At 41.5% G+C, this 26,977-nt stretch carries 27 protein-coding genes; 9 read left to right on the top strand and 18 right to left on the bottom strand.

Annotated features, from left to right (window positions below; translation table 11 throughout):
• The first annotated feature begins 172 nt into the window (after window positions 1–172).
• Window positions 173–433, top strand: a complete 261-nt coding sequence (locus H6G79_RS37360; RefSeq protein ID WP_190590409.1) for a macro domain-containing protein — start codon at window positions 173–175, stop codon at window positions 431–433.
• Between the two features lie 107 nt (window positions 434–540).
• Window positions 541–1,707: a homospermidine biosynthesis protein gene (gene speY, locus H6G79_RS17470; RefSeq protein WP_190590277.1), complete on the top strand. Its 1,167-nt coding sequence runs from the start codon at window positions 541–543 to the stop codon at window positions 1,705–1,707.
• A gap of 313 nt (window positions 1,708–2,020) precedes the next feature.
• On the opposite strand, the gene H6G79_RS17465 is transcribed toward speY, so the two are convergent.
• Entirely contained in the window at window positions 2,021–2,923 is a 903-nt protein-coding gene (locus H6G79_RS17465) for an aminoglycoside phosphotransferase family protein (RefSeq protein ID WP_190590278.1), read from the bottom strand.
• A 150-nt stretch (window positions 2,924–3,073) separates the two neighbouring features.
• Window positions 3,074–3,445, bottom strand: coding sequence for a hypothetical protein (locus tag H6G79_RS17460; protein ID WP_190590279.1), 372 nt, complete (start codon window positions 3,443–3,445; stop codon window positions 3,074–3,076).
• Window positions 3,446–3,697: 252 nt separating this feature from the next.
• On the opposite strand from H6G79_RS17460, the gene H6G79_RS17455 reads away from it, so the two are divergent.
• The gene (locus H6G79_RS17455) at window positions 3,698–4,648 is read left to right on the top strand and encodes an RpoD/SigA family RNA polymerase sigma factor (RefSeq protein ID WP_190590280.1); all 951 of its coding nucleotides are present in this window, start codon (window positions 3,698–3,700) and stop codon (window positions 4,646–4,648) included.
• A 480-nt stretch (window positions 4,649–5,128) separates the two neighbouring features.
• Here the strand turns inward: H6G79_RS17455 and H6G79_RS17450 are convergent, their stop codons facing one another.
• A complete protein-coding gene (locus H6G79_RS17450; protein ID WP_190590410.1) occupies window positions 5,129–5,953 on the bottom strand; it encodes a fatty acid desaturase in 825 nt (274 codons plus the stop codon).
• An 86-nt stretch (window positions 5,954–6,039) separates the two neighbouring features.
• Window positions 6,040–7,083 carry an oxygen-dependent coproporphyrinogen oxidase gene (gene hemF, locus H6G79_RS17445; protein WP_190590281.1) on the bottom strand — a complete coding sequence of 348 codons (1,044 nt, stop codon included), beginning with the start codon at window positions 7,081–7,083 and terminating at the stop codon, window positions 6,040–6,042.
• A gap of 265 nt (window positions 7,084–7,348) precedes the next feature.
• Here hemF and acsF point away from each other — a divergent pair, with 265 nt between their 5' ends.
• Complete coding sequence (gene acsF, locus H6G79_RS17440; RefSeq protein ID WP_190590282.1) at window positions 7,349–8,404, top strand: magnesium-protoporphyrin IX monomethyl ester (oxidative) cyclase; 1,056 nt, start codon at window positions 7,349–7,351, stop codon at window positions 8,402–8,404.
• A 102-nt stretch (window positions 8,405–8,506) separates the two neighbouring features.
• On the opposite strand, the gene H6G79_RS17435 is transcribed toward acsF, so the two are convergent.
• The 10 genes from H6G79_RS17435 to H6G79_RS17390 all read right to left on the bottom strand — a co-directional run bounded on the left by H6G79_RS17435 (window position 8,507) and on the right by H6G79_RS17390 (window position 15,037).
• A complete protein-coding gene (locus tag H6G79_RS17435) occupies window positions 8,507–8,908 on the bottom strand; it encodes a type II toxin-antitoxin system VapC family toxin (protein WP_190590283.1) in 402 nt (133 codons plus the stop codon).
• The gene (locus tag H6G79_RS17430; protein WP_190590284.1) at window positions 8,890–9,123 is read right to left on the bottom strand and encodes a hypothetical protein; all 234 of its coding nucleotides are present in this window, start codon (window positions 9,121–9,123) and stop codon (window positions 8,890–8,892) included. The genes H6G79_RS17435 and H6G79_RS17430 overlap by 19 nt, the downstream gene beginning before the upstream one ends.
• Window positions 9,117–9,260: a hypothetical protein gene (locus H6G79_RS17425; protein ID WP_190590285.1), complete on the bottom strand. Its 144-nt coding sequence runs from the start codon at window positions 9,258–9,260 to the stop codon at window positions 9,117–9,119. Before H6G79_RS17425 ends, H6G79_RS17430 begins: the two co-directional genes overlap by 7 nt.
• 122 nt (window positions 9,261–9,382) lie before the next feature.
• Window positions 9,383–10,096 carry a heterocyst differentiation pentapeptide repeat protein HetL gene (hetL, locus tag H6G79_RS17420; protein WP_190590286.1) on the bottom strand — a complete coding sequence of 238 codons (714 nt, stop codon included), beginning with the start codon at window positions 10,094–10,096 and terminating at the stop codon, window positions 9,383–9,385.
• Between the two features lie 176 nt (window positions 10,097–10,272).
• Window positions 10,273–11,361: a nitronate monooxygenase family protein gene (locus H6G79_RS17415; protein ID WP_242048422.1), complete on the bottom strand. Its 1,089-nt coding sequence runs from the start codon at window positions 11,359–11,361 to the stop codon at window positions 10,273–10,275.
• Window positions 11,362–11,485: 124 nt separating this feature from the next.
• Window positions 11,486–12,358 (bottom strand): 6-carboxytetrahydropterin synthase, encoded by an 873-nt coding sequence (locus H6G79_RS17410; RefSeq protein WP_190590287.1) that lies wholly within the window; start codon window positions 12,356–12,358, stop codon window positions 11,486–11,488.
• Between the two features lie 126 nt (window positions 12,359–12,484).
• Window positions 12,485–12,682 (bottom strand): hypothetical protein, encoded by a 198-nt coding sequence (locus H6G79_RS17405; protein ID WP_242048421.1) that lies wholly within the window; start codon window positions 12,680–12,682, stop codon window positions 12,485–12,487.
• 151 nt (window positions 12,683–12,833) lie between these two features.
• Window positions 12,834–13,526: a J domain-containing protein gene (locus tag H6G79_RS17400; protein ID WP_190590289.1), complete on the bottom strand. Its 693-nt coding sequence runs from the start codon at window positions 13,524–13,526 to the stop codon at window positions 12,834–12,836.
• A 15-nt stretch (window positions 13,527–13,541) separates the two neighbouring features.
• Window positions 13,542–14,504 carry a cysteine synthase A gene (cysK, locus tag H6G79_RS17395; RefSeq protein ID WP_190590290.1) on the bottom strand — a complete coding sequence of 321 codons (963 nt, stop codon included), beginning with the start codon at window positions 14,502–14,504 and terminating at the stop codon, window positions 13,542–13,544.
• Window positions 14,505–14,599: 95 nt separating this feature from the next.
• Window positions 14,600–15,037, bottom strand: a complete 438-nt coding sequence (locus H6G79_RS17390) for an Rrf2 family transcriptional regulator (RefSeq protein ID WP_190590291.1) — start codon at window positions 15,035–15,037, stop codon at window positions 14,600–14,602.
• Window positions 15,038–15,258: 221 nt separating this feature from the next.
• On the opposite strand from H6G79_RS17390, the gene H6G79_RS17385 reads away from it, so the two are divergent.
• The gene (locus tag H6G79_RS17385) at window positions 15,259–15,804 is read left to right on the top strand and encodes a cytochrome C (protein ID WP_190590292.1); all 546 of its coding nucleotides are present in this window, start codon (window positions 15,259–15,261) and stop codon (window positions 15,802–15,804) included.
• Window positions 15,805–15,848: 44 nt separating this feature from the next.
• Here the strand turns inward: H6G79_RS17385 and H6G79_RS17380 are convergent, their stop codons facing one another.
• The 4 genes from H6G79_RS17380 to H6G79_RS17365 all read right to left on the bottom strand — a co-directional run bounded on the left by H6G79_RS17380 (window position 15,849) and on the right by H6G79_RS17365 (window position 21,029).
• Window positions 15,849–16,274 carry a hypothetical protein gene (locus H6G79_RS17380; protein WP_190590293.1) on the bottom strand — a complete coding sequence of 142 codons (426 nt, stop codon included), beginning with the start codon at window positions 16,272–16,274 and terminating at the stop codon, window positions 15,849–15,851.
• Window positions 16,275–16,481: 207 nt separating this feature from the next.
• Complete coding sequence (locus H6G79_RS17375; protein WP_190590294.1) at window positions 16,482–17,273, bottom strand: SDR family oxidoreductase; 792 nt, start codon at window positions 17,271–17,273, stop codon at window positions 16,482–16,484.
• A gap of 116 nt (window positions 17,274–17,389) precedes the next feature.
• Window positions 17,390–18,799: a triacylglycerol lipase gene (locus tag H6G79_RS17370; protein WP_190590295.1), complete on the bottom strand. Its 1,410-nt coding sequence runs from the start codon at window positions 18,797–18,799 to the stop codon at window positions 17,390–17,392.
• 229 nt (window positions 18,800–19,028) lie between these two features.
• Window positions 19,029–21,029 (bottom strand): hypothetical protein, encoded by a 2,001-nt coding sequence (locus H6G79_RS17365; RefSeq protein ID WP_190590296.1) that lies wholly within the window; start codon window positions 21,027–21,029, stop codon window positions 19,029–19,031.
• A 644-nt stretch (window positions 21,030–21,673) separates the two neighbouring features.
• Between H6G79_RS17365 and H6G79_RS17360 the strand changes: the two genes are divergently transcribed.
• The 4 genes from H6G79_RS17360 (at window position 21,674) to H6G79_RS17345 (ending at window position 26,934) form a co-directional block, all read left to right on the top strand.
• Window positions 21,674–23,092, top strand: a complete 1,419-nt coding sequence (locus tag H6G79_RS17360) for an NADH:flavin oxidoreductase (protein ID WP_190590297.1) — start codon at window positions 21,674–21,676, stop codon at window positions 23,090–23,092.
• A 381-nt stretch (window positions 23,093–23,473) separates the two neighbouring features.
• Window positions 23,474–24,946 carry a cytochrome c gene (locus tag H6G79_RS17355; protein WP_190590298.1) on the top strand — a complete coding sequence of 491 codons (1,473 nt, stop codon included), beginning with the start codon at window positions 23,474–23,476 and terminating at the stop codon, window positions 24,944–24,946.
• A 96-nt stretch (window positions 24,947–25,042) separates the two neighbouring features.
• Window positions 25,043–25,474: a hypothetical protein gene (locus tag H6G79_RS17350; protein WP_190590299.1), complete on the top strand. Its 432-nt coding sequence runs from the start codon at window positions 25,043–25,045 to the stop codon at window positions 25,472–25,474.
• 26 nt (window positions 25,475–25,500) lie between these two features.
• The gene (locus H6G79_RS17345; RefSeq protein WP_190590300.1) at window positions 25,501–26,934 is read left to right on the top strand and encodes a c-type cytochrome; all 1,434 of its coding nucleotides are present in this window, start codon (window positions 25,501–25,503) and stop codon (window positions 26,932–26,934) included.
• The last annotated feature ends 43 nt before the right edge of the window (window positions 26,935–26,977 follow it).

Raw genomic sequence — 26,977 nt, 5'->3', positions numbered from 1 at the left:
ACCAAAAGATCCCCGACTTCTTCAAGAAGTCGGGGATCTGAGCATCTCGATTTTCACAAGTCAAATACGATTGCTATATTCTCCACTTTCTTAAGAATTTGGGTGATTGTTATTAATACCAAATCGATATGAAGAAGCATATAACTAGCCTGCGTATGCAGGCTTTGTTTGTATAGCCCCAGGCTTCCAGTCTGAGGGGTTTAATAGTTTAGCTTTAGCAGCACAATACCAAGTTAAAACTATTGCGTTTCCGGCTATTAGTACAGGTGTTTATGGATTCCCGATGGAACCTGCTTGTAAAATTGCGATCGCAACAGTCAAAAAGTTTTTCTCACAGTCAAACTCCCTCGAACAAGTGATTTTCGTCTGTTTTGGGCAAAGTGCATTCGATTTGTACACTCAGACGATGCCAGAATTTGCTGAAAACAGGTGACAGGTGATAGGTGACAGGTTACAGAGTGAAAAGTCGTGTAATTTCCGCACTGACTTGGTTGTTGCTATAACATTAGATTCGGCGCGTTTACTGTTCGGGAGTGCAAAATGTCAAAACAGCGTGGTCAAAAAATCGCACCTACACCCATACCATCTAATATTGGGGTAGTTGATTTAATCAATAATTACTTCACAGCATATAACTCAGCACGTTTGCGGGAGGTTTGTCAACTGCTGAGTAAAGATGTATTTCAAGATGGGGTGACGGTGGGAGTCAGTCTTTCTGGTGCGATGACACCAGCCGGATTTGGGGTTTCTGCATTATCACCCCTAATTCGTAACGGTTTCATTGACTGGATGATTAGCACTGGGGCGAATTTATACCATGATATGCACTATGGCTTAGGTTTTGAGCTATTTGCAGGTAATCCATTTGTGGATGATGTCAAACTGCGGGAAGAAGGTACAATCCGCATTTATGACATTGTATTTGGCTACGATGTATTGTTAGAAACTGATGCTTTTATTCGCAAGATTTTGCAAGCCGAACCTTTCCAAAAGCGGATGGGAACAGCAGAGTTTCATTATCTTTTAGGTAAGTATGTCCGGGAAGTGGAAAAGCAATTGGGTGTACAGCATTCTTGTTTGCTGGCGACGGCTTACGAGTGTGGCGTACCAATTTACACTTCTTCCCCTGGAGATAGTTCCATTGGGATGAACGTAGCAGCTTTGGCGTTAGAAGGTTCGCAATTAATTTTAGATCCCGCCATTGATGTGAATGAGACAGCTGCGATCGCCTACAATGCGAGAGAAACAGATGGTAAAAGTGCGGCGGTGATTCTGGGTGGTGGTAGTCCCAAAAACTTCTTACTGCAAACTCAACCGCAAATTCATGAAGTACTAGGGTTAGAAGAACGCGGACATGATTTCTTTGTCCAGTTTACTGATGCGCGTCCTGATACTGGTGGTTTATCTGGGGCGACTCCATCGGAGGCGGTTAGCTGGGGTAAAATTGACCCAGAAGAGTTACCCAGCACAATTGTTTGTTATACCGATAGCACGATTGCTTTACCGTTAGTGACAGCATATACATTAAGTCAATGTTCACCTCGGCCGTTAAAACGGTTGTACGATCAACGGGAAACAATGTTAGCCACACTGCAAAAAGATTACCTCGCAGCTAAAAACCAACCATCTGACAAAGTACCTGCGGCTGTGGTTGGAGATGCAGCCCAAGGTGTTGCAACTTATCCTTGCGGTAGAGTGATTCAGTAGAAGCTAGAGGTTAGGGGTTAGAGGCTATCGTATTTGATTTGTGAAAATCGAAATGCTCAGATCCCCGACTTCTTGAAGAAGTCAGGGATCTTTTGGTTCACGAATGATTTAGGAATGCTATATTTTGCAATCAATAGCAAAATATTCCGAAAAAACTGTATATAGGACTTACGCAAAAAAACGAAAAAATAAGGTTTTAGAACAGGGTGCAGGGGTATGAGGGTGTAAGTATTCAAAACCCTTTAACCCCATACCCTTTCACCCTCACACCCAATCCCCACAGAAAATTTTGATGCGTAAGTCCTGGTATAAATTAAGCAATGGTAGAGAAGCGATCGCGCAACCAACGTAACCGAACTTCTAACCGTTGTAGACTCTCTGGATGTTGTTGTCCGATAATAAAATTCCACAACACACCTTGAAAAGTCCGCGCTTCGATAAACAAATCTAATATTTCTTGATCTATGGCTAGTCCATAACCATTTAAAGCTGCCGTTGCACGTTCTATCTCAGTGTCGAAAACATAGCTAGAAGCAATTAAACAAGCAATATCCCAAGCAATATGCCCAATAAAAGTATCTTCCCAATCTGTCCACAATACGCCGCCTGTTGTGTTCAGGACATTAGAAAAATTGGAGTCGCCATGAAGAGGTTGCATTGGTAACTGAAGCTGCTGAAATTGACTTTTGAGGTGATAATTAACCGCTTGCAACATTTCGCTATCTTTGAGGCTGAATGCGTTTTGAGATATGAGATTAGACAGCAGATTTTCACTCTCAGTTAACGGATCTAAAACTGTCAAATCACCTGCAAAGTTGACTAAAGCTTCATGGCATTCTCGCAAAGTTTTTCCCACAACAGTCGCATCTGGTAATTTATCTATTTCTTCGACAAATTCCCAAAAACTCAGAACTAACCCATTGTGCTGATGAGTCCCTGGGTGAATGAGGTTGCTGGGACTAACCACAGGTGCGCCTGCGGCGGCTAAATAGCTGGCTACGGCAATTTCTTTAGCAAACCACGTATCACCAAACCGCACTGTACCTGTTGTAGTGGCGATGCGTGCAACTACAGGCGCAGGGCGTAAATGAATGACTAAATTACTTCTGTCTTGCAGCACCACAGCTTCAGCAAATTTCAGCCCTTGTTGTTTGGCGACTGTACAAGCAGCATTAATGGCATTTTCCAGACGAGCTGTTTCTGGTGGACTAGTCATAATGGCGATCGCAAAAAACTTTAGCTAAGTAATTAAACTAAATTAATTACACACATTCTTTTCCTGTCACCTCTCTCCATGAATTTAATTTTGCGTAACAGCATATTTCATCTGGATAAAGTACATTTTTCCAGCCTCTAGCCTCTAGCCTTATTTCAGGATTTCGTCTAACAGGTTTCTTGCGGGTTGGGCCTTTGCTAGTGCAGTTTGATGATCACCATAAGCCCGGACTAAACGTACTAAACCACTTACCCCTGTTTTGAGTAATTCTAGTTCTTCACCAGCCAATAATTCACCATCTAGCATTCGTTGGACTAAAGGCTTGATGTCGCCAACTTCTTGACGTACCTTTTGCAGTTTTTCCACACTGCTAAGTAAAGCTTTCAGCGAGTTGAGAATTTCATCAATATCTTGGCTACTTTCGGCTGGTGCGGGTGCATCTTGTACCGTGTCTGTATCCTCGGTATTGGTAACTACATCTTGAGTTGTGGTTTCGCCTTTAGCCCCGTTTGACTTTGCCATGAAGGTTTTCTCCAGAATTTTCCCCAGTCTATCGTTAAAACCCCTCATCTAGTAGCCTGCCCAGAGAATTTTGCTTTCCCCAATTCCCCCTGCACCCCTGCTGGATCTACACGCAATATTCGGTTGATGAACTACTACAGGCGCGATCGCAGCACAAAATGGCTTGTGCGAATTGGCATTTTTTCTGAGTCTATTTGATTTATACTTTTAGATTCGTCTGAAATTATCAAATAAGCACAGTTTGAAAGTTGTATGTCCAGCCTAAGTCCTGACATGGTACGCATTTATTTACGAGAGATTGGCCAGTTTCCTCTACTCACCTCAGACCAAGAAATCACTTATGGCAGGCAAGTACAGCAAATGATTGCCATTGAGGAGCAGAAACAAAAGCTGAGTGAACAATTAGATAGGGAACCTACGTTAGCAGAATTAGCTAATTTTGTCAACAAAAGCGAATCTGAAATCACTCAAATCCGCCATATTGGTCAACGCGCAAAGCAAAAAATGGTGACAGCAAACCTCCGACTGGTGGTTTCCATCGCCAAAAAATATCAGCGTCGCAACCTAGAGTTATTGGATTTAATTCAAGAAGGTGCAATTGGTTTGCAACGAGGGATAGAAAAATTCGACCCCAATCGTGGTTATAAATTGTCAACCTACGCTTACTGGTGGATTAGCCAAGCTATCACCAGAGCGATCGCAGAAAAATCCCGTACTGTTAGGCTACCAATTCACGTTAACGAAAAACTCAATCAAATCAAAAAAGTCCAGCGAGAACTGTTTCAAACTCTCGGTCGTCGTCCTTCCGTGGCAGAAATTGGTCAAAAATTGGACATCGAACCCAGCCAAATTCGAGAATATCTCAGTGCTGCTAGTTCGACAATTTCTTTAGATTTAAAAGTTGGTGATAACCAAGACACAGAACTCAGTGAACTTTTAAGTGATAATGGTATCTCTCCCAACGACCAAATTACCCAAGAAATGCTGCGTCAAGACTTGGATAACTGGTTATCATCACTGAAACCTGTACAACGTGAAGTATTAATTTTGCGTTTTGGACTGCTAGATAACCAAGAACGGAGTTTGGCACAAATTGGCGAAAAGCTCAATGTCAGCCGCGAACGTGTTCGTCAAATTCAGCAGCAAGCCATGAATGTTCTGCGTCGTCAACAACCAGAAATGGGGCAATATCTATCTTCTTGAGCAAGTGCTGAGTTTTAAGTGCTGAGTGAGAAAAAAGGATACTCAGTTTTTGAGAATGTTACCCATTTTGGCTTTATAAGGTTCAGTTAAGACTCAAAACCAATTTTGGCGTAGTAACTATCTTGAAAATCAAGAAAAAAAATTGTAGGGGTGAACGGCTGTTCACCCCTACAGTTGTATTTATAAGAAGATGTTTTAAACGTCATAACTGATGTATCAAATATTTTTTACACCACCCTAACCCTGCTCTTGAAAAGGCTGTGGTGTATACACAAATCTGAGTTGAGTGCATCTATCCCGCCTCGGAATTAATTCCGAGTCTCACAGCACAAGTCCTCTGAAGAGGACTCAACTAAAAATTCATTAGTCCACTTGAGTGGACTTTGGCTATGAGCATGGAACTTTAGTTCCAGGCGGGATAAGGTTTCATACTACTGGCGTGCGAATTCCATTTGTCGGGGCTTGGTGCAAGAATAGAATCTACTTCGGTGGTAAGTTGACATCTTGTGCCAAACGCAGGTTTTTCAACAATTTAATTGTCCACCAAGTCATATCAATTTCCCACCAGCGCCAACCACACCTCGCTACATGAGGATAAGCATGGTGATTGTTGTGCCATCCTTCGCCATAGGTGAGAATCGCCGCCCACCAGAGATTACGCGAATTATCATTACACTCAAATGTGCGATATCCCCATAAATGCGTGACTGAGTTGATAAACCAAGTTGTATGCCACAAAATTACACATCTCAAAAACACACCATAGATGACAAATGACCAACCACCGAAGGCATATAACAGCAAGGCGACAGGAATTTGTAATATTAAAAAGTAGCGATTTAGCCAACGGTAAAAACCATCTCGCGCTAAATCCGGTGCATATCTTCGGTAACAGTCATAATCAAAAAACTCTTTGTTGGGGTAGAAAATCCATAAAATATGACTCCACCAAAAACCTCTGCGGGCTGAGTAGGGATCTTTGTATTCATCTTCTGTGTGAGCATGGTGTAAACGATGTCCGGCTACCCAAAATATTGGCCCGCCTTGCAAAGATAGCGCCCCCAAAATTGCGATCGCATATTCCAACCACTTAGGCACACGCAAGCTACGATGGCTCAACATTCTGTGATAGCCCAAGCAAACTCCAATACTGCCAAATAGCCAATGCAGCAACACCATTACACCCAACGCTGACCAAGAAAAAAACCACGGTGCTAACAATGCCAGAGCATGAATTATCGCAAAAAATGCGACAGTTAGCCAATCAAGACGTAATGATTGGGGATTATCTGACCAAGTTCTCATGGAATTAAATTTCACAAACACTCCTCATCCCAATTCAAAATTCAAAAAGTAAAAGTTTTACTTTTTACTTTTGCCTTTTGCCTTTCTTACACCCAATCTCTAGGCTGAAGAAAAACTTCTGTCAGTTCTGCTTCTGGGGTTCCGGCTTCTGCTTGATAGCAATATTCCCAGCGTGCTAAAGGTGGTAATGACATCAGGATAGATTCGGTTCTGCCCTTGGTTTGTAAGCCAAATACTGTGCCTCGGTCGTAAACTAAATTAAACTCGACGTAACGACCCCGACGGTACAGTTGAAAATGACGCTGGCGATCGCCATACTCTATTTCTTGTCGCCGTTCTACAATGGGCAAGTAAGCAGGTAAAAAAGCTTTACCGCAAGACTTAACAAACGCAAAGATATCTTCCCAATTGCGATCGACATTTCCCACTTTCTCGCTATAAATGGCGGCTGGAGTATCTGTTTGGGAACCGACGTAAAGCTTCCCGCTTGCATCTTGATAATCAAAGAAAATCCCGCCAATACCGCGCTGTTCTTGACGATGATGCAAATAAAAGTATTCATCGCACCACCGCTTAAAAGTTGGGTAATACTCTGGATGGTGAGAATCACAGGCATTTTTCAACGTCTGATGAAAGTGAACCGCATCTTCAGTAAAGGCATAATATGGCGTTAAATCTGCACCGCCACCAAACCACCAAATCGGCCCAGCTTCAAAGTAGCGATAGTTAAGATGTACTGTTGGCACAAAGGGATTGCGAGGATGCAACACCATTGACGTTCCTGTGACAAAAAACTCATGTCCTGCTGCTTCTGGACGTTGAGTCAAAATTGAAGCTGGTAAGCTTTTTCCCCAGACTGCGGAAAAATTCACACCCCCCTGTTCAAACACCCGCCCTTCTCTAATCACGCGGGTACGTCCTTCCCCACCTTCTTCTCGCTCCCAATAATCTTCTTGAAAACTTGCTTCTCCGTCAATTTGCTCTAACCCTGTGCAAATCTCATCCTGGATGTTTTGCATGAATTGTAACACTCGCTGCCGTGAATCCTTGGGTATGCTGTGATTCGGTGATGGGAGGAAGGTTGTGTGATGTGGATATTCTTGCAGAGACTTATCGAAATGACGGCGCATGGTAAAACCTCTATAATTTCAGGTCGGTGAAATTATCACCACTTAATAACTCTATAGTTATGAATTGAATTTGCAACCGATAAGTTTCAAAACTTAATAAACCATCCCAACCCCTGCCCTCAAAGACTTTTCTCTAGTCAACTACAGTATCTAGCGTCTGGTTATTTCCGACTTTACTGAAGGATTGTAAAGAGGTCTAGCCAAAGAATCCCACTTATCATAACTTGATAGTTATGAAATTATTTACTTGATTACCGCATTACTTATGGTTAATACTCTACCCAAGCCAGGAATTAAAACCCCCAGCCAAGAAACTGTACTCACTCCCCGCTTTTATACAACAGATTTTGAAAAAGCAGCCAACTTAGATTTGTCTACTCAAGATACAGAATTACAAGCGATGTTAGCCGAGATGCGAGCCGACTATAACCGCCACCACTTTGTTCGGGATGAAGCATTTGAACAGTCTTGGGAACACATAGAAGGTGAAGCGAGACAAGCGTTTATTGATTATTTAGAACGCTCTTGCATTTCTGAATTTTCTGGCTTTTTGCTGTTCAAGGAGTTGTCGCGCAAGCTGAAACATCGCAGTCCCTTACTAGCAGAGATGTTTCAACTCATGGCGCGAGATGAAGCCCGCCACGCCGGCTTTCTCAACAAAGCAATGGGGGATTTTAAACTCTCCCTAGATTTAGCAATGGTGACGAAAACCCGCACCTATACGTTTTTCCCGATAGAATGGGTACTCTACACCGTCTACCTCTCAGAAAAAATCGGCTATTGGCGTTACATCATTATTTACAGACATCTACAACAGCACCCGGAAAACCAGTTTTACCCCATCTTCCGCTACTTTGAAAGCTGGTGTCAGGACGAAAACCGCCACGGAGACATATTTAAGGCGCTGTTACGTTCTCAACCGCAACTCTGGAACAACTGGAAAGCTAAACTGTGGAGTCGCTTTTTCTTGCTGTCGGTATTTGCTACCCACACAATGACAGTTCATGAACGGACTGGTTTTTACAAAACTTTAGGACTAGATGCAACAGAATTTGACCGTCAAGTAGTTTACAACACCAATGAAACCGCCGGACGAGCTTTTCCTGTAATGTTAAATACCGAACATCCCCAATTTTTCCCGCGCTTACAACGCTGCGCGGCTCATAACTTACAAATTGCCGAAATTGAACGTAGTTCTCAGCCTAAATTTATCAAGCTGATACGTAAACTACCTTTAATCACGGCTATTGTTTGGAACTTACTCTTGCTTTATCTCATCCAGCCCATTGATGCTGAGGCTTTGCGAGAAACCGTGCGTTAGTCTTGCTTCAAGACATTCTATATTACCCAAGCAGTATTCCCATGACTATGAACTGAGTAAACTTTGGGCTCAACCTAGAGGTTTCGGCTTCATTCATAGTCTTTACTTGTGGTCGGGAATTACCTGAATCAGTCCCGTTTGAAATGCTGTATCGTAAGTGATGACGGGCAAACTTTCGAGTTCCGCTTGAGCCATGCTCATACGATCAAAGGGATCTCGATGGGCAATTGGTAGACTTCCGGCTCTGAGTGCATGGGCTGAGGTGATTCCAAATTCGATAAATCTTGCCCGATTTAATATCTGTGAATATTGCTCAACGAGTTGTTTTGCTTCAGGTAGTTTCCCAATGCGGTATTTAGTGGCAATTTCCCAAGCAGAAACACTACTCACGAAAATGCGATGATCGGGGTTGCGAATGATGTCTCGGCATTCAGTATCGAGTTTTGGGTCATCAAAGAGCCACCATAATAGGATATGTGTGTCAATTAGGTAGTTTCTTCCCATTGCTGAAGTTCTTCTTCCGGTAAGGGTTCAAAAAAAGCATCGCTGAGTTTTCCTGTTAGTAATCCTGGGGTACGCGGTTCAAGTTCGCTTACCGTCAGAGGTTGGGCAGTTTCCCGATTTAAACCTAAGCGAAAGTAGTGAATCAGATCATAAATTTCTGCGAGTTTATCTTCGGGGATGTTTTGCAGTTCTTGGACAATTTTCTGAATCAGCATAAGTCAAATCTTATGTATTTGATGGTTAATTGGGTTTCGGCTTCGCTCAACCTAGAGGTTTCGGCGGCACTGAACCTGATGGTTTGTACTGCGTTTATGACGGCTGGCGCATCAATGCCATGCAAAATTATATTCATGATGGCAATTACATACGCCAAACTTTTCTTTACCCGTAAATGTATGTTTTTGCAGAATCTCAAGCTCTTTTGTGGTCTTAACAACACTTCTTAACTATGGACTACTACCCGATCGCTCCTATTCAATCATGAATCCTACCATCAGGCATAATTGCTCCTTGAAAATCAGCATTGGTGAGAATAGCCCCCGTTAAATCTGCACCTTGGAGGTTGGCTTTTCGCAGAACTGCACTTTCTAAATTGGCATAACTCAAGTCTGCACCTTGTAAACTAGCCCCACTTAAATCGGCCGCTAAGTTACCCCACTGTATTGTTTTACTCAGATTAGCTCTACACAACTTGGCTTGATCTAAGTTAGCGTGATGTAAAGAAGCCGCTCTCAGGTCAGCGTAACTCAAATCTGCTCCAGTCAACAGTGCATATCCTAAATCTGTGCGCTGGTTAGAACTAGGACGCAAATCAACTTGAAATAGCAGCGAACGCGATAAGTTTGCTTTATGCAAATTAGCCCCACACAAACTTGACTTAATTAAGTTAGTTTCTTCTAACCGAGTATTAACTAATTTTGCACCCGTTAAATCAGCTTCTCGCAAAACAGCACGATATAAATCTGCGTCACTTAAATCTATACCCCAAAGAATAGATTCACTTAAATCTGCTTCTCGTAAACAAGCTTGGCTCAGATTAGTTTTACCCAGTCTGGTTTGGCGCAAATCAGCATAGCTAAAGTCTACACCTGTAAGGTTGGCATTAGTTAATTCTGCTTCTTGCAAATTCAGTTTTTGGAAGTTTCTTTTACCAGCAACATAGGATTTGAGAATGTCATTTATGTTCATAAATTAATGTTAAAAATTTCCAGTTTCAGCAATTACTTTAAAACTTAATTGTAATTAAATATGAGTTCGATGAATCATTTTTCGTCTTTTTGGTGATGTTTGTCGAACTCAAGTTAATTAAAGCGTAGCATTAGCCACAACGCAGATTTAGCAATAAGTTACCCATACTTTTGGTGTTAAGCCGTCAAATCTGCCATCAATTCTGCAACAGACATCATACGCCCTGGATGGCTAACATTAGCACCAGAAAAAATTAAACCATGTTCCACATCACCACGGGCAGCTTGCGCTAGGGCATTGAGTAAGCAGTAGGTTTTGCCTTTGTCTCGAAACAGACAAGTTTCTAAACAGTTGGCAATACAAGACCTTTTCTGTGATGAATCTACTATTATTTCCTCGGCGAAGGCATTGCGTAAAGCCCGACTCGGTTTGCCGACAGGACTGGGTACAGTAACAATATCTGCTAAATTCGCTTGTAAATGACGTTCTTTATAACGCTGATTGGCATCACATTCAATTGTGGTGATAAAGCGAGTACCCATCTGCACGCCATCAGCGCCAATTGCTAACATTTGATCAATATCGTGGCGATCGCTAATCCCACCTGTCACAATCAAAGGTATCCTCACACCCGTCGTCTCGGCTAAATAATCCCGAATTTGCGAAACCACCCAGCCAACAGAAAACCCCGGCACATTTATCTGTTCGCATTGGGTAAAATGTCCGCCGACCTTCTGGCAGTTTTCCACAATTAAGGCATCGGGTAGGCGATTATATCGATTTTTCCAAGTTTGACAAAGAAACTGGGCTGTATCAAAATTAGCGATCGTCGGTACTAAGGCAACATCAGGAAAATCAGCCGTGTATTCTGGTAAAGTTAAAGGCATTCCTGCCCCAGTCACAATTAAATTTGCACCCTCGGCTGCGGCGGTTGTGGCTAATTCGGCGTAATCTTTCGTACCGACAAGAATATTCACGCCTATCACCCCATCAGGGCTGATACATCTGGCTTTAGACAATTCATCAATAAGTGCGAGTCGATTGGCACTAAAAAAACTACTTGGTTTGCGTTGATTAAAGTAGGGAGAATCTAAGCCCAGCCCCAGGGAAGCAATCATCCCCACGCCCCCAGCATTCGCAACTGCGCCAGCCAATTGTGCGCCAGCAACCCTCACTGCCATTGCCGCTTGCATAATGGGATAACGGGCGATATGTTTACCAATTTGCAAGGGATGAAGCATCGAGGGCATTTGATTATTACTCATTCTTAACTAAATAGCTAAGGAGTAATTTTATCATCTCCGTGTGACTTTTCTTGGATAGTCATTTTTTGCTGGGATTTCTGGTGATGAAAAATTAGAGACGCGGAAATTCGCGCCTCTAGAACAACTACAACCTAGCTAAAACAGGTTGGCTATCTACTGCACCGACAGTATCTGATTCTGTATCTGTGCAGTAGATTTCGCAGGAGTTATTGGGGCTTTCGATGAGTTTGACTTTGTAAAGCTTGGCTCCTAGTTCTTGGATGGGCGATCGCAGTAAACTACTAATATATAGAGCGATATTTTCCGCAGTCGGCACAACCTCAGCAAAATAAGGTACATCTTTGTTCAAAAAGGTGTGATCAAATGGTTCTACCACATAATCTGCGATCGCTTTCTGCAATGCACCCAAATCAACAATCATTCCAGTGCGCTGATCAATTTCGCCTTTCACCGTCACTTCTAAATGATAGTTGTGTCCGTGGCCATTTGTCCGAGCGCATTTACCATAAATCTCAGTATTATCTTCTAAGCTGAGATCAGGATGTGCCAAACGGTGTGCGGCACTGAAGTGAGTACTGATACTGAGGTAAGCTTCCATTGAGTTTCCCATATAATCTGCCCAAAGTTCAGGATGTTCAAATAACTGTACGCGGACTACAGGCAAGTGGGGTGCTAACCGCCGCCAGATAACCCGTGCAATATTTTCAGTGGTGGGGAGAGTTTCTTGAAATTCTGCCCAGACATCATTGAGATAAGAAAAATCCAGTTGGCTGGTAACTTCGCGTTTAATGACTTGTTTGACATCAGACAAATTCAGCACCATGCCATACTTATCTAATTCCCCAGCCAGGGAAATAAATAAGACATAGTTGTGTCCATGTCCAGGAAATTTTGAGCCAGCACCAAATTTCTCAAAATTCTCAGCATCACTCAGTTCGGGTAGCCAATAGCGATGACTAGCCGAAAATTGAGCGCGGCGATTTACGATACATTGCATGAGTACACTGGGAGAAAAATTTAAATTTTCTTAATCTTTCACTTTTTCCAGCATAAACTAATTTCTTTGTCTGTGGTGAGAGGAATAATATCTTGCTAGTGCGGGTATCTCTCCATACCACTGACATCATAACTGGTCATAATCCATTAAAGTTGCTTTTCCCTCAGCAATTTCTTGTTTAGCTTGTTTAGCCGCAGCAATCAATTTTGATTGAGTTCCTTTAAAAGCAATATTCCATCTAATTTCATCTTGCAATTCATCAATGTACTCTCGCAGATGTTCTGCAATGCGGTCTTGTATCTCAATCGGTAAAGATTCCATCATTTTGAATACAGTAGTAATTACTGTTTTTGATAGGTGTCCCATTGAATGCCGTGCAGTATAGTTATATTTTGGGGTGGTAATGTTTCAGCTAAAGTTGTATTAGTAGCGATCGCATTATTCATCCTGTTCTCCTTTAGCTATCAATTTAAGTTTATTTATGCACTGAATCTTGGGCTTCGTAGTATAATCTGGTCGCTATGCGAAACATTTCTTGACCTGTGTGCAGATAGCGATCGTCATAGCTAAGTGGAAAGTATGCAAATTCTTCTATACCATCGGCTACTTGATTAATGCTGTAGTAGAGATGTGCCGCCGTTCTCGCTAAACTAGGGGGATTAGGCAGTGAACGAAAAATAAATTGAGCTTGTTTAATCTCGTCTCGACAAATATCTAAATATTCTTGAAATGATTCTAATAATTGATCATCAAAAGGATCGGCGGCTAATTGCTCAATTTGCTCTTCTAGGGAATCCAGTATTTCACCAAGAACGCTGTTAACTGGTTGATAAATTAAACGTAGCCATTCTTCAATTTGTTCATCAACATTTTTACCTGATTTTCGATTGGCTTGGTAATGTTTTTGCGCTGATGCTGCCCGTTGTTGGCGATTTTGAGATTCATCTTGCAATTTTTGGTCATAGTCAAGGCGACTTTGGCTATCACCTAAGACTTCATAAGCAGCGTTGATGCGGATAATTTCATCTTTATCGGCTGTTTTTTGATTGCTATCAGGATGAAATAATTTTACCAAGCGGCGATAAGCTTGTTTTATCTCCGCTTGGCTGGCATTAGGATTAATTTTGAGAGTTTCGTAGTGGTTCTCAGTTTGTTTGGAATTCACCATTAGTCTAAGTAATTTTTAGCTGACGCTGGTAGTTATTTTTGCTTCCAGGTCTTGGAACAACGGTGTACTTAAATACCTTTCGCCAAAACTGGGTTGAATCATCACAATTAAGCGTCCGGCTTTTTCTGGGCGTTGGGCAACTTTAATTGCAGCACATAAAGCCGCACCGCTAGAAATTCCCGATAATAAACCTTCTTCTCTAGCTAACCTTCGACTGTATGCGATCGCTTCTTCATCAGTCACAGTAATTACTTCATCAATAAACTTCATCTTTAAAACTTGCGGTACAAACCCCGCACCAATCCCTTGGATTTTGTGCGCCCCTGGTTGTCCGCCTGATAAGACTGGGCTATTGGCTGGTTCAACTGCGATCGCCTGAAAACTTGGTTTTCGTGCTTTTAGAACTTCTGCTACACCAGTAATCGTACCACCTGTACCCACTCCAGCAACAATCATATCTACCTGACCCTCGGTATCTTCCCAAATTTCTTCGGCGGTTGTTTCTCGATGAATTTTGGCATTCGCCGGGTTGCGAAATTGCTGCAACATATATGCGTGTGGCGTAGTATTAGCTATCTCCTGGGCGCGGCGAATTGCACCACCCATACCTTCCAGCCCCGGAGTCAATTCTAATTCTGCCCCATAAGCGCGTAACATCGCCCGTCGTTCGCCACTCATGGTATCTGGCATTGTCAAAATTAAGCGATAACCCTTAGCGGCTGCTACCATTGCTAGGGCGATGCCGGTATTCCCGGAAGTTGGTTCGACTAATACAGTCTTTCCAGGAGAAATCAATCCCTCGGCTTCGGCTGCATTAATCATGCTAATCCCAATGCGGTCTTTTACCGATGCTGACGGGTTCAAACTTTCTAGCTTGACTAATATTTGTGCTACACATCCCTCGGCTTGGGGAACACGATTTAACTGGACTAAGGGCGTACGACCAATAATTTCTGTAATGTTACGGGCAACTCGCATAATATTCCTTTGTAATTAGTCAAGAGTCAATAGTCCACAGTCAAGAGTAAAAACTATTGACCATTGACTATTGACCATTGAGCATTGACTAATAACTAAATGTAATACATGATGTCTAGCTGTTTACGGGCATCTCTTTTTTCACAAAGATCCTGGAGTGTATAGTTTTGTAAAACAGCATTTGCAGCTAGACAGGCTTCTTGCCAGACTTCATCGATAACGGCACTATCTAAACTTTTGATAGTCGATGTTTCTTCGCTCACACGTACATCTAAACCTTCTAAGCATTCTAAAACTTCATATATCGTAATTTTCCAAGGTTCTTTCGACAATAGATAGCCACCTTTAGAGCCGCGTTGACTCTTGATAATACCTCCACGTCTTAAGGTTGCCAGAAGTTGTTCTAAATAGCGATCGGGTATGCTTTGTTGAGCAGCGATTTGCCGAATTTGCATCGGTTCACCGTTTTCGTAATGAGTTGCCATTTCGATGAGGGCAAGAATTGCGTATTCTGATTTACACGATAGTTCCACAGGCAGTAATTAAAGTTGAAGTATGAATTATGAAGTATGAAAGATAGATAAATATTTCATACTTTTCTAGTATACTCCGGTTAATTGCTGGGGTTTTTGGATTAATGCGATTAACTTTGAAGAAAGCAAAAGGGAAGTTAAACAAATCAAATACCCAACGCAACATCAGCAACGCCGGATAAGTCACAATGATTAGCTACAAGTCTCTGGGGATGTGAGGAATGTTAAATCTTGTCAAACGCCAATCTCGTCAACGCAAAAAACGCCGCCCTTTTGGTTTATTTTTGCTCATTGTAGCTTGGAGTCTGGTGATGGGTTGGCTATTTGCGTCAGCAAACAGTGTTTACAGTGCGACTCCTACTTCAGAAATCGGCACAGTTGATGTAGTTCCGGCTGCATACGGGCTAGGACAAGAACTATACATCGAAAATTGTGGTAAATGTCATATAGCCATCCCTCCAGAAGTGTTACCTACCCAAACTTGGAAAAATCTTTTAGAAGACTCCCAACATTATGGTGTACAACTCCAGCCATTAGTTGATCCGCCCCGAATTTTGGTGTGGCGATATCTGGCTAATTTCTCTCGCAGTCAACGAAATGACGAAGAAACACCCTATCGCTTGAATAAATCGCGTTTGTTTAAGGCTTTGCATCCTAAAGTTGATTTACCCCGTCCCTTACAACTCAGTAGCTGTGTTAGCTGTCATCCCAGCGCCGAGGTATTTAATTTTCGTCGCCTGTCTGCTGAATGGGAAAATTCTAATTGAAAGAAGGGGATTCAAACCTAACTCTAATCACCCTCCTCCCTTCTTCAAAGCACGTTTATCCTACCATCATCTTGAATGTACACCGAGCGATCGCCAGGAACGCGCCAAGTCGGACGCAATTCTACACGCAAGGTAGCTACACTCGGTCGAGAAAGATTAGCTTCTATTGACCTACCCGTTTCATCCCAAAATATTAAAGATGTGTTTGGTTCTGTGCCTTCTAGCTGATCTAAATATAAAATCTGTCCGGGATTGAGGGAAATTGGGTCAGTAATGGAAGGTTTTTGCAGTTTCAGCACACGCGGAGTTCTGTTAACTACTTGCACGCGGACACGTTGTCCTGGTGTAAATTGAAGTGGAGCCTTACCACAGTTAGAAGCACAAGTTCCAGCCAATGAAATTTTTGAGTCATGGCTGGCGGTTAATAGGAAAGTTGCGGTAATTAATAAAGCTGATACTAATTTAGACATGGCATCAGAATTTACACAGTTGGTATTTAAGGACTTCAGCCTAACACCGTACTGAGTAAATTGTGTATTAGTGTAAATCCTGATGCGAGAAAAGTGCTGAGTGCTGAGAGAGGGAAGAGGGGGGAGACAAGGTAGAGGGGGAAGAGGGGGGAGACAAGGTAGAAATACTGCTCTCTTATCTCCCTTGTCCCCCTTATCCCCCTTGTCTTATTTACTTTCTTGCATACTTCTGACGATTTTGGTCACAAGTTTTCTGGGTGTAAATCTCACACTTTCAGAAAGTAGTTTATTTTTCAAACCAGGAACAACTACGGTTTTATTCTCAAACAAGGCATCATAGCCAATTTTAGCCACAGTTTCCGCATCCATAATTTTTTGACCACTGACAAGTTTTGAGTCTTCCATTGCGGCGCGTTTTTGGAAATTTGATTCTGTCGGCCCTGGACAAAGTGCTGTTACAGAGACACCTGTACCTTCTAATTCATTAGCGATCGCTTCTGAAAATGATAGTACATAAGCCTTACTGGCATAATAAACTGCCATTAACGGGCCTGGTTGAAAAGCCGCAGTTGAAGCCAAGTTCAAAATTCTGCCATAACCTTGCTTCACCATATCTTTCAGGAACAGCTTGGTTAAATGAGTCAGACACATTACATTAACTTGCAGCATTTGTAATTCCGCAGTTAAATCTGTTTCGTTAAACAAACCATAGCTCGCAAATCCCGCATTGTTAATCAGAATATCAACCTTAATTGATGCTTGTTGTAACTCAGCAAAAATTTCTTCTGGCGCAGCAGGATTCGCCAAATCTTTAGCAATAACTTTGACCTCAATCCTAAAGTTAGTTCTTAATTCAGCAGCAATTTGATGGAGTTTCTGCTCACTTCTGGCAACTAATACCAAATTGTATTTATCTTGAGCAAATAACTTCACAAATTCATAACCAATCCCACCAGATGCACCAGTAATTAGGGCAGTTTTTCTGCGATCGCTTTGCATAACTTTACCTTAGTTAAAATCTAGTAAACAGTAATGTTGTAAGTGTTATCAAATCTTACACCCCTAAAACCTTACACCCATTCTTAACAGACAGTCTTGGTGCTTCAGGAATAAAATTATTGCCATTGCGAAATTTCCAATTTAATAGCTGATTCTGCACCAACTACATCTCGACCGCGTTGCGGTAAGAGAATATCAGCACCTAAAATTAAATCAATATTTGGTTCTAAACTTTCAGAGTTCCAACAATATTTTGCTTTGTATATATTATCTTCGGCTGTAACATCCACAATTAAATAATCAGACCATAAAGGTAACTGGTCAATGTGACTATCAAACAACCAGTCTCTTTCTTTTTTTGTAAAGGAATGCAACGCTAACCGAATTGCATATCTACAGGTATTATCGGCGTTTACTGCATAGCGCGGAATTAAGAAAGCCGTAAACAAAGGTACAGGCTTATCCCGCATTAATTCCACCGTGATGGGACAATAACGGTCAATGGCTTGTTCGTGTATGGGAGTAGGAAGACCACGCAAAGCCACCCGGACTTCCATTTGATAAAAAGTATTTTTGCTGTCAATTAATTCTACATTACTCAAGGATAGCTTTACCTTGATATCACCAAACAAAAATCTTTGGAGATTTTGATAAGCTTCCTCGGAATTAACCATCCCATAACGGCCGCCATGAGTCCGATGAATATATGCGCGATGCGCCCCTCTGACATAAGCTTTATCTATTTGTACTAAACCGTCACTCTGCGGCCCCACAGCCTTTTGTGACAAACCAGCACCATTTTCATAATCACGCGCATTTGTACCAATAATACAAAAAACCCTATCTGGTGAAAAAGCATTATCTAGACTTTGAGTATCAAAATTTTGGGGTAAATCTGGCGCTAATTTCACTTTTGGTGTGAAATATTCATACATTCTTTGCGGGCCAAAATCATCAGAATTATTCCATCTCAAAGTATCTCTGATGCCTTCAATTAAACCACCCCCGACTTGAAAATAAATTCCCCCATGCGGTGTGCCATAGGTAAACAATTTATCAATATGGTCTTCCGCTTTTTCATTATGATCTGGATAAATTTTTTGAATTAAACTCCGACAGACCAAACCACCCATTGAATGAGCGATTAAATAAACTTTGTTTGCACCACTTTCTTTTTTCACAACATTAATTAAATCTCGTAAACCCTCAGCAATTTCCTCCATTTCTAGCCTGACGGTTTTTTCTTCACCAAAACTCGGTGAAGTCATATCATAAAATCGATAAATCCAAATAGTTTTGATATTACTGCTCAACTGCTTATTATCAAACACCGGACGATAACCGTGGTCAGTTATCAAACGCAACAAAGGACTTTCAAAAAAGAACTTTTCCGGCGTACCTTTTTCTCCCACCCGAATATGAGTTGAACCACTATTAAATCCGTAAAATGGATCATTCACCGTTTGGTCAACATCTTGATCTGTTCCTGCATAGCCACGCACATAAATAATTGGTAAATACTGCATTTATATTCTCCATTTTTATTATTTTTCATACGCAGTGAGACGCAATATCAAGGGTTTAGACCAGGGTGTAGGGGTGTATTATTCAAAACCCTTATACCCCATACCCTTTCACCCCTAAACCCAATCTCCACATACCATCTTGGTGCGTAAGTCCTGATTCTAAATATTTATCGTTCCTAAGTTGTACTTAGGAACGAATAGTTAAATGATCAGCATTCTGACGAGTTGTTTAGAAGGTTTTCACAAACTCGATGAGTGCTTTTTTGTCTTCATCAGACAAATCAGAACCAAAAGTATGACCTCTATCTTCAATGAAGTCAGGAGATTTATTCGCTCTCAATAATACGCGGGCGAGTTTACCTTTGATGCCACCTCCTGGTCTTAAATCTTGGAATAAGTTACCCAGATTCAGAGAAGTAATCGCCTCTCTCATATTGACGTTTGCCAACAAGTTGACAGGTGTACCTTTAGGTACAGGTAAACGCAATCTCGGATTGGGATCTCCTGGAGGCAAATCTAATTTAGTTTTGCTGTTAGTTCTGCTGATAATGTTTTCCCGTTTTTCTGGCCATAGCAGTTTTTCCATCGCATCGTTATAGGCTGTTATCCGACCTTGCACAGAAGGATCTTCGTTATACAAACCTAAAGTGTTGTTATGGAGAAATGGTGCAGTTGCCCAAATACTAATTAGTGAAGGTGTGCGGTAATATCCTAAGCCACCTGCTGGTATTTGGAAATTAATTGGTTTGGCTTGATCGAAGGGATTATGCAGCGTTACTTGACCAGGAGAAGGTAGTTCTTTATAAGTTTTAGAAGAGAACTGATCCCAAATATGGCCTTTAGTCGCGTTGGTTCCTAAAGCACGAGAAATGTTAGTACCAAGTAGTGTGACTGGGTAGCGTTGGTCATCCGATAAAAAGTTGTGGTCGAGGAAATTGCTACTCAGTACTGATTCTTCGTACCATTTCTTCGCTTGTTCGGGGTCTGCTGCAATTTCAGCAGGTGGCTTTTTACTAGAGTGACAAGATGCACAGGTATCAGCAAAAACTATCTTGCCACGTTCGAGAACCTTGTCATCTTTGGTTAAGAAAGCGTCACCACCGGGTGCATCTTTGAGGTGCATCGGTTTGATAGTTTTGAGGAATGCTTCTGCATCAGCCATCCGTGCTTCTGTTTGTCTCCAGCCTTCGCAATTCTTTCTGGCGGTTTCAATATCAAAAGGACGTTGGGGGGTTCGACCTAACATTGGTTCGTGCAGTTTTAGCCAATAGTCACCACACATCCCAATGTTGACGTACACACGCAAAGAAGCTGTAGCTACACCTGTGGAGTCTGCACCATCTTTGAGAATGTGATTAACATTTTTGGTGGAACCATCGTTCATCACTTCGGGATATGTGGGGCGATCGCCTAAATTAAAAATGGCGTTAATCGCATTAGGATTATTAATATGGTCTGTCGCAATTCTTGAGGTGTCAGATGTGCCGGGACGTTGTGCCAGCAAGACTTGTTTGATGAAACTATCATCTCTGAGTTTGAGCGAAAATAATGCAGCTTCCTTAATGTACTGATTACCCAAAGCTGGCACAAGGTTTTCCCATTGGGGGTGTTCTTTGTCTTTGGGCGGGTTGAGTGGGTCTAAAGCAACGTGACAAATAGCACAAGACTGTCCAATCAGATATGGAGGCTCAATAGATACATCCTTGACGTATTTCTCAGCATTCCATTTTGCTGGATCAAATTTGGGGTTTGGGAACTTACGTAACCCAATCACACCAGTAGAAAGAGGGTCTTTACACTTATCCAACAACAACCCATATTTATCTGGTTCTGTGGCTTTTTCACATCCGGGGTCGTTGATTGCACCAAAGCGTTTCAAACGCTCATCATGGTACTTCGAGTCAATTAGCTGGAGTAAGTCAACATTGCCGTGGGTGAGCTTGGCGATATCCCGATAGTATTCGCCATTACCACCAGTCCATAAGTACCAAGTACAACGGCCTCTTTTTTCAGCGTCAGTGAGATTTTCTTTAGTATATGGCGGGAGATATCCGATACCATCGCAGTTATCAGCATAACCCGCATCATTATACTTTTGAGAGATGGGAGCAGGTGTTTCACCATACTCATCAGCTAGAGCTGTTGGGGTGCTGTACCAACCGCAAATGATAATTGCGATCGCCGCTACAACCACCAAACAGCCCTTCCACAGTAGGCGTATTTTGTTCATACAACTCTCTATGAGTAACACCTAAACCTAATCAGGTGCATCTTAATAACAAAGCTTCACCATTAATTTGCCGCTTTCCTGATTTATCTTTCAGAGATTTTTGGCTAATGGCAAATAAAGAATATTGCACCTTAATTTTAGGCACGGTCATATATGAAATTACTACACAAGTTAACCAAACGTCACTAAGAAAACCGTTATTTTGTCAACTGATTTACTTAAAAAATTGTAAATTTACCCTGGCATCATCAATATCATTTGTTATCTTGTAAGCGAGATTTTAAACTAGGTTAATTTTGTAACAAATTATGTTTGGGAGCGAGTATTAATGTTGCGTTAACCTTAGCATCAAAAACAGGATTTCTTAAGATTTGTTTTGTTGAGAATGCTAGTTTAACTCATTCATAAAAAAATCTGATTTAATGGCTCAACCATTAACGGGTAAGCCTTTAGTTGAATATTTGGTCAGCAGACTAAGTAACAAAAACTTAATCTTTGACCTGAAATCCGAAAAACTCAATTTTGAACTTGTAAGTATTTCAAACGAAGCCCCAGAACATCTATCAATGGTAGTTATCTGGGTATTTTTCAGTTACACAGTAATAATTTTAATACTTGATTCTATTGCAAACAGGGGGGAGAGTATGGAGAACGATATTATCTTTAAGCCATTGCAATTTCGGAATCTCACGGTCAAAAACCGGATTTTTCGCTCCAGTATATCCGGTAGGTGGGATAACTATGATGGTTCAGGTACTCAAGCCAGAATTAACTGGGAAGAAAAATTTGCCCGTGGTGGAGTTGGCGCGATTATTACTTCATTTGTACCTGTAACAATTCGCGGTCGGATTATGCCCAACTATGCCACAATTCACTGCGATGATAGGATTCCTTTTTGGCGCAAAGTCGGTGAAAAAGTCCATGAATACGACTGTAAATTCATTTTGCAACTCAGCCATTCAGGAAGACAGCAAGACATTGGTGGTGTAGAAAACGATGATTTAAAAGGATTAAGTTCTACCAGTCGTACTGAATCATTTCACGGCTTGCGCTGCCAAGCAATGACCTTAAAAGAAATTAAAGAAACCATCCAAATGTTTGCTGATGGAGCAAGACGGGCGCGTTTAGCGGGATTGGATGGAGTAGAATTACACAGTGCTAACGGTTATTTATTTAACCAATTTCTTAGTTCAGGAATTAACGATCGCAACGACGAATATGGTGGCTCACTCGAAAATCGGGCGCGGTTTTTACTAGATGTAATTCGGGCGATTCGGCAAGAAGTTGGTAATGATTTTCATCTGCAATTTAAAATTAGTGCCATTGATTACAACGATGCTGTGATTCCTTGTGAAAAACCCGGCAATACTTTAGAAGAATCTGTACAGATTTGTAAATGGGCTGAAGAAGCTGGTGCTGATGCTGTTCATGTCTCTGTAGGAAGCTTATTCCCTCACCCCCTTAACCCCATTGGTGATTTTAATTTTGATGTCATCACCAAAACTTATGACACAATGCTTTCTAGTGGAGAAAATACAACTCGCAACTACATCTTATTCCGTTACAAACTGCTACACCCAATTTTCAAATTCTTATGGAATCGGGTGAAGAAACAACTCCCACCGCCAGCCTTGACTGGTGATGATGTCGCCGATGATGTCATGAGAAAATTATTGGCAGAAAACCAAGGTAGAAACTTACTTTCATCCCAAGCAATTAAACAAGCCGTGAATATTCCGGTTTTGTGTACTGGTGGTTTTCAACAAGGTTCATTTATTCGCAAAGCTATTGAAGATGGCTATTGTGATGGTGTGACAATTGCTCGACAATTGATTGCCAATAACGATTTAGCAAAACAATTGCAACAAGGTAAAGACTTACCCGATAGACCATGTACTTACTGTAATAAATGTCTGCTGAATGTCATTGAAAATCCCCTGGGTTGTTATGAACTCAGTCGCTTTGATAATGACCATGACGCAATGATCAAAGAAGTCATGTCAGTCTTTCATAGTGATGATTCGGCAAAACATAACGCAGAAGTTCCAGCATTACACATTTAATTTGTCATTTGTCATTCAGATTTAATAAGGTGTGCAATTTATTTTTAAAGCTCTCCCCTACGGTGGACACACAAGTCGAAAATTTGCTGTATGAAACCGCATCCCGCCTTGAACTAAAGTTCCAGGCTCATAGCCAAAGTCCACTTAAGTGGACTGGAATACATTTTTAGTTGAGTCATCTTCAGATGACTTGCGCTATGAGACTCGGAATGAATTCCGAGGCGGGACAGATGTACTACACGAATAGCTGTGTGTACACCATAGTTCCCTTGTAGGAGAAGGGGTTGGGGATTAGGTTTAAGAAAAAGTTGCATAAAACATCAATTTACTAATGACAAATGACCATTGACTCTTGACTATTAACCAGAGAGTAATTTTGTTATGACTCAAACAAGTCCGACGCTAGTTCCCACCGTCGTAAAGGGAACGAAGGCGGTTTTTAAGTGGATTGTGGCTGCAATTGTGGGAGTTGTAGCAGTAGTTATATTTTTAATTTGGCCTGTTATATCTAACTCCCCAGTTGATTATGCTGATATCCAAGAACATTTTAAATATGGTTCCATTGGTAGTGAGGCGGTCAATGGGGTTCCTTACTGGATATGGAAAGTTCTGCCAGAATTATTTCCTGATAAATTACCCGCTAAAGGTTATACTTCCTTGGGATTTATTCAAGAAAAAGGAAAAGATTTACCCATTGGGTTTTCGCAACGGCGGGTGTTTATTAACCGTGTTGGCTTGAATTGTGCGGTGTGCCATACCGGGACAATACGTGATACACCAAATAGCGATCGCAAAATTATCACAGCTATGCCTGCTAATGTCGTCAACTTGCAGGGATATATTAAATTTTTATCAGATGTGGCGATCGATTCGCGCTTTACTACCAACCGAATGCTGCCAGAAATTGAAAAAATTAGTGGCGGTTTAAATCCCATAGAAAAGCTAGTTTATCAGTTTATTGCTATTCCCCAAACCCGCGACGCGCTAATTAATCAAAGAAACCGCCTGAAATTTATTGATGATCAACCAGAGTGGGGGCCGGGTAGAGTCGATACATTCAATCCTTATAAATCAATTCAATTTCATTTCCCAATGGATAAATTGCGTGAGGATGAATTAATCGGTACATCCGATTTCCCTTCCATTTGGAATCAAAAACCACGTAAAGGCATGGAATTACACTGGGATGGGAATAACAAATCTGTTGATGAACGTAACAAAAGTGCCGCTTTAGGTGCAGGAGTTACACCCACGACAATTGATTTAGATAGAATTCAACGAGTGGCTGATTGGCTATTGACATTACCAGAACCTAAATATCCCTATGAAGTTAATCAAACTTTAGCTGCTACCGGAAAACAACTGTTTGCCAATAATTGCGCTAGTTGCCATGCCTTTGACGGAAAATATGTAGGTAAAGTTGTACCCATTCAAGAAATTGGTACAGATCCCCATCGCTTAAATTCCTTTACCTACGAAACTTTATCTAACCAAAATACTTTGTATGCAGGTTATCCTTGGCGGTTTAAGAATTTCCGTAAAACAAATGGCTATGCTAACTCACCTCTAGATGGTATTTGGTTACGCGGCCCTTATTTACATAATGGTTCAGTTCCCACTTTGCGAGATTTGCTAGAAAAACCAGAGAATCGACCCAAAGAATTTTATCGGGGATACGACGTAATTGATCGGGAAAAAGTTGGGTTTGTATCAACTATTGGTGAAGAGAACGGCAAGCAATATTTTAAATTTGATACGACTAAACCTGGAAACAGCAACAGCGGCCATGTATATGGAAATGAACTCTCACCAGCAGACAAAGATGCGTTGGTTGAGTACATGAAGCAACTGTAATCTTAGCAAGAATTCAGAAGTCAGAACAGTTAAAGCTTATGCAGAAAATCATGCTGGTGGGAGGAGATTTTTTATACTGTAAATTAGGAGCAAAGAATGAATACTTATGCAAAGTGGTTTAGCCGTGTAACTTGGCTGGGAATTATTGTAAATATGTTGTTTGTAATTCCCTCCTGCTTCTTTCCAGAGTTAATGTTGTGGTTTTTAAAGATGCACCAACCAGACCCAATTATCTGGGTAAGGGCGGCGGGAATGCTGTTATTTATCATTAGTGCGTTTTACATTCCGGGCGCACTTGATCCTAATCGCTATCGGGCAACTGCTTGGATATCAATATTCCCATCTAGAGCCTTTGGTTCAACATTTTTTATTTGTGCCGTGTTCTTTTTTGGGCAAGATAAAGGCTTTTTATCGATTGCCTTTGTAGATTTATTTTTTGGTGTAGTAGAAGCAATTTTCTTAACTCTAGCGACGCGGAGTGAAAATGCTGAAGCGATCGCCAAAGAACCAGCCAAACAATTCTCCTAATTTCTACCAAGGAGCAATGTCATTTTATGAAAATATTTAAAGAGAAATTAGGCAGAATTCTCGCCAGCATTGCTTTAGTTTTTGTGTTGTTAGTCGGGGGTGTAGGTTACATAGCTTGGTATCATTTATTTCGAGATGTGCCGCTTACCTACAAATCACCAGCAGAACATTTTAAATATGGTTCCATTGGTACAGAACCAGCCCAAGGCATACCTTATTGGATTTGGTTAGTTTTACCCCGCATCTTTCCTGATAAATTACCAGGGCCAGGCGGTTACACTTCTTTAGGAATTACTTGGGAAGAAGGCAAAGAAACCCCAGTTGGTTTTACGAAAAAAACCATTGGATTCCCCCGTGTGGGAATTACTTGTGCGGTTTGTCATACTGCTACATATAGAACCAGTCCCCTAGAAAAACCTCATATTTTCCCGGCTGGGCCTTCTAACAAATTCAATTCCCAAGCTTATGTGCGCTTTTTGGGTGCAGCCGCCAGCGACCCCAGATTTAACGCCGATTATATTTTGGATGAAATCAAATATAATCATGAGTTTTCTTGGATCGAAAACTTACTTTATCGGTTTTTGATTATTCCCCAAACTAAAAAAGCCCTGCTACAACAAAGCGCCGATTTTGCTTGGATGGATTCTCGTCCTAACTGGGGGCCTGGTCGAATTGATCCGTTTAACCCAGTGAAATTCAACACCTTAAAACTGCCCAAAGATGACACTATCGGTAACTCCGATATGATGCCGATTTGGAATCAGGCACTACACAAAGGATTTGCTTTGCATTGGGATGGTTTAGAAACTTCTCTCAAAGAAACTGTGCAAACAGGCGCAATTGGGGATGGTGCAACGAAAGATTCTTTACCTGTTGCTGATTTGCAACGAGTAGAAGACTATATCACTACACTTGCGCCACCTAAATATCCTTTCCCAGTGGATGAGAAATTAGCTAATAAAGGAAGTCAAATTTTTGCTAACAACTGTGCATCTTGTCACGCCTTTGGTGGTGAAAGAACAGGTACAGTCATTCCTGTAGAAGAAGTAGGAACAGACCGCCATCGTTTAGATATGTGGACGCAGCAAGCCGCCGACACCTACAATCACTTTGGTGATGGCTATCCTTGGGATTTCAGCCAACTGCGGAAAACTGATGGCTATGTGGCTGTATCTCTCGATGGATTGTGGATTAGAGCGCCATATTTACATAATGGTTCTGTTCCATCTCTGCAAGATTTGTTCGCAAAACCAGAGGATCGTCCCAAAACCTTTTATCGGGGCTACGATGTTTACGATTCGCAAAGAGTTGGCTTTATTTCCGAAGGAACAGAAGCTGAACGTGTAGGTTTTGAATATGATACGACCGTTGCTGCTAATTCCAATCAGGGACATCTTTATGGTACTGATTTGCCCAGTGATGATAAAAAAGCACTGATTGAGTACTTAAAAACCTTATAGACCTAAGCAGCATCGTCGTTTCGATAAAACTTGCAGAAAAGGG

This window comes from Anabaena sp. FACHB-83 (genome assembly GCF_014697485.1).
In the GTDB taxonomy this organism is placed as follows: domain Bacteria; phylum Cyanobacteriota; class Cyanobacteriia; order Cyanobacteriales; family Nostocaceae; genus Nostoc_B.
This window is presented reverse-complemented; position numbering and strand designations above follow the sequence as displayed.

Coding starts and splice junctions, on each gene's coding strand:
- speY (WP_190590277.1), top strand. CDS start 541: ATGTCAAAACAGCGTGGTCAAAAAATCGCACCTACACCCATACCATCT.
- H6G79_RS17465 (WP_190590278.1), bottom strand. CDS start 2,923: ATGACTAGTCCACCAGAAACAGCTCGTCTGGAAAATGCCATTAATGCT.
- H6G79_RS17460 (WP_190590279.1), bottom strand. CDS start 3,445: ATGGCAAAGTCAAACGGGGCTAAAGGCGAAACCACAACTCAAGATGTA.
- H6G79_RS17455 (WP_190590280.1), top strand. CDS start 3,698: ATGTCCAGCCTAAGTCCTGACATGGTACGCATTTATTTACGAGAGATT.
- H6G79_RS17450 (WP_190590410.1), bottom strand. CDS start 5,953: ATGAGAACTTGGTCAGATAATCCCCAATCATTACGTCTTGATTGGCTA.
- hemF (WP_190590281.1), bottom strand. CDS start 7,083: ATGCGCCGTCATTTCGATAAGTCTCTGCAAGAATATCCACATCACACA.
- acsF (WP_190590282.1), top strand. CDS start 7,349: ATGGTTAATACTCTACCCAAGCCAGGAATTAAAACCCCCAGCCAAGAA.
- H6G79_RS17435 (WP_190590283.1), bottom strand. CDS start 8,908: ATGGGAAGAAACTACCTAATTGACACACATATCCTATTATGGTGGCTC.
- H6G79_RS17430 (WP_190590284.1), bottom strand. CDS start 9,123: ATGCTGATTCAGAAAATTGTCCAAGAACTGCAAAACATCCCCGAAGAT.
- H6G79_RS17425 (WP_190590285.1), bottom strand. CDS start 9,260: ATGAATATAATTTTGCATGGCATTGATGCGCCAGCCGTCATAAACGCA.
- hetL (WP_190590286.1), bottom strand. CDS start 10,096: ATGAACATAAATGACATTCTCAAATCCTATGTTGCTGGTAAAAGAAAC.
- H6G79_RS17415 (WP_242048422.1), bottom strand. CDS start 11,361: ATGAGTAATAATCAAATGCCCTCGATGCTTCATCCCTTGCAAATTGGT.
- H6G79_RS17410 (WP_190590287.1), bottom strand. CDS start 12,358: ATGCAATGTATCGTAAATCGCCGCGCTCAATTTTCGGCTAGTCATCGC.
- H6G79_RS17405 (WP_242048421.1), bottom strand. CDS start 12,682: ATGATGGAATCTTTACCGATTGAGATACAAGACCGCATTGCAGAACAT.
- H6G79_RS17400 (WP_190590289.1), bottom strand. CDS start 13,526: ATGGTGAATTCCAAACAAACTGAGAACCACTACGAAACTCTCAAAATT.
- cysK (WP_190590290.1), bottom strand. CDS start 14,504: ATGCGAGTTGCCCGTAACATTACAGAAATTATTGGTCGTACGCCCTTA.
- H6G79_RS17385 (WP_190590292.1), top strand. CDS start 15,259: ATGTTAAATCTTGTCAAACGCCAATCTCGTCAACGCAAAAAACGCCGC.
- H6G79_RS17380 (WP_190590293.1), bottom strand. CDS start 16,274: ATGTCTAAATTAGTATCAGCTTTATTAATTACCGCAACTTTCCTATTA.
- H6G79_RS17375 (WP_190590294.1), bottom strand. CDS start 17,273: ATGCAAAGCGATCGCAGAAAAACTGCCCTAATTACTGGTGCATCTGGT.
- H6G79_RS17370 (WP_190590295.1), bottom strand. CDS start 18,799: ATGCAGTATTTACCAATTATTTATGTGCGTGGCTATGCAGGAACAGAT.
- H6G79_RS17365 (WP_190590296.1), bottom strand. CDS start 21,029: ATGAACAAAATACGCCTACTGTGGAAGGGCTGTTTGGTGGTTGTAGCG.
- H6G79_RS17360 (WP_190590297.1), top strand. CDS start 21,674: ATGGAGAACGATATTATCTTTAAGCCATTGCAATTTCGGAATCTCACG.
- H6G79_RS17355 (WP_190590298.1), top strand. CDS start 23,474: ATGACTCAAACAAGTCCGACGCTAGTTCCCACCGTCGTAAAGGGAACG.
- H6G79_RS17350 (WP_190590299.1), top strand. CDS start 25,043: ATGAATACTTATGCAAAGTGGTTTAGCCGTGTAACTTGGCTGGGAATT.
- H6G79_RS17345 (WP_190590300.1), top strand. CDS start 25,501: ATGAAAATATTTAAAGAGAAATTAGGCAGAATTCTCGCCAGCATTGCT.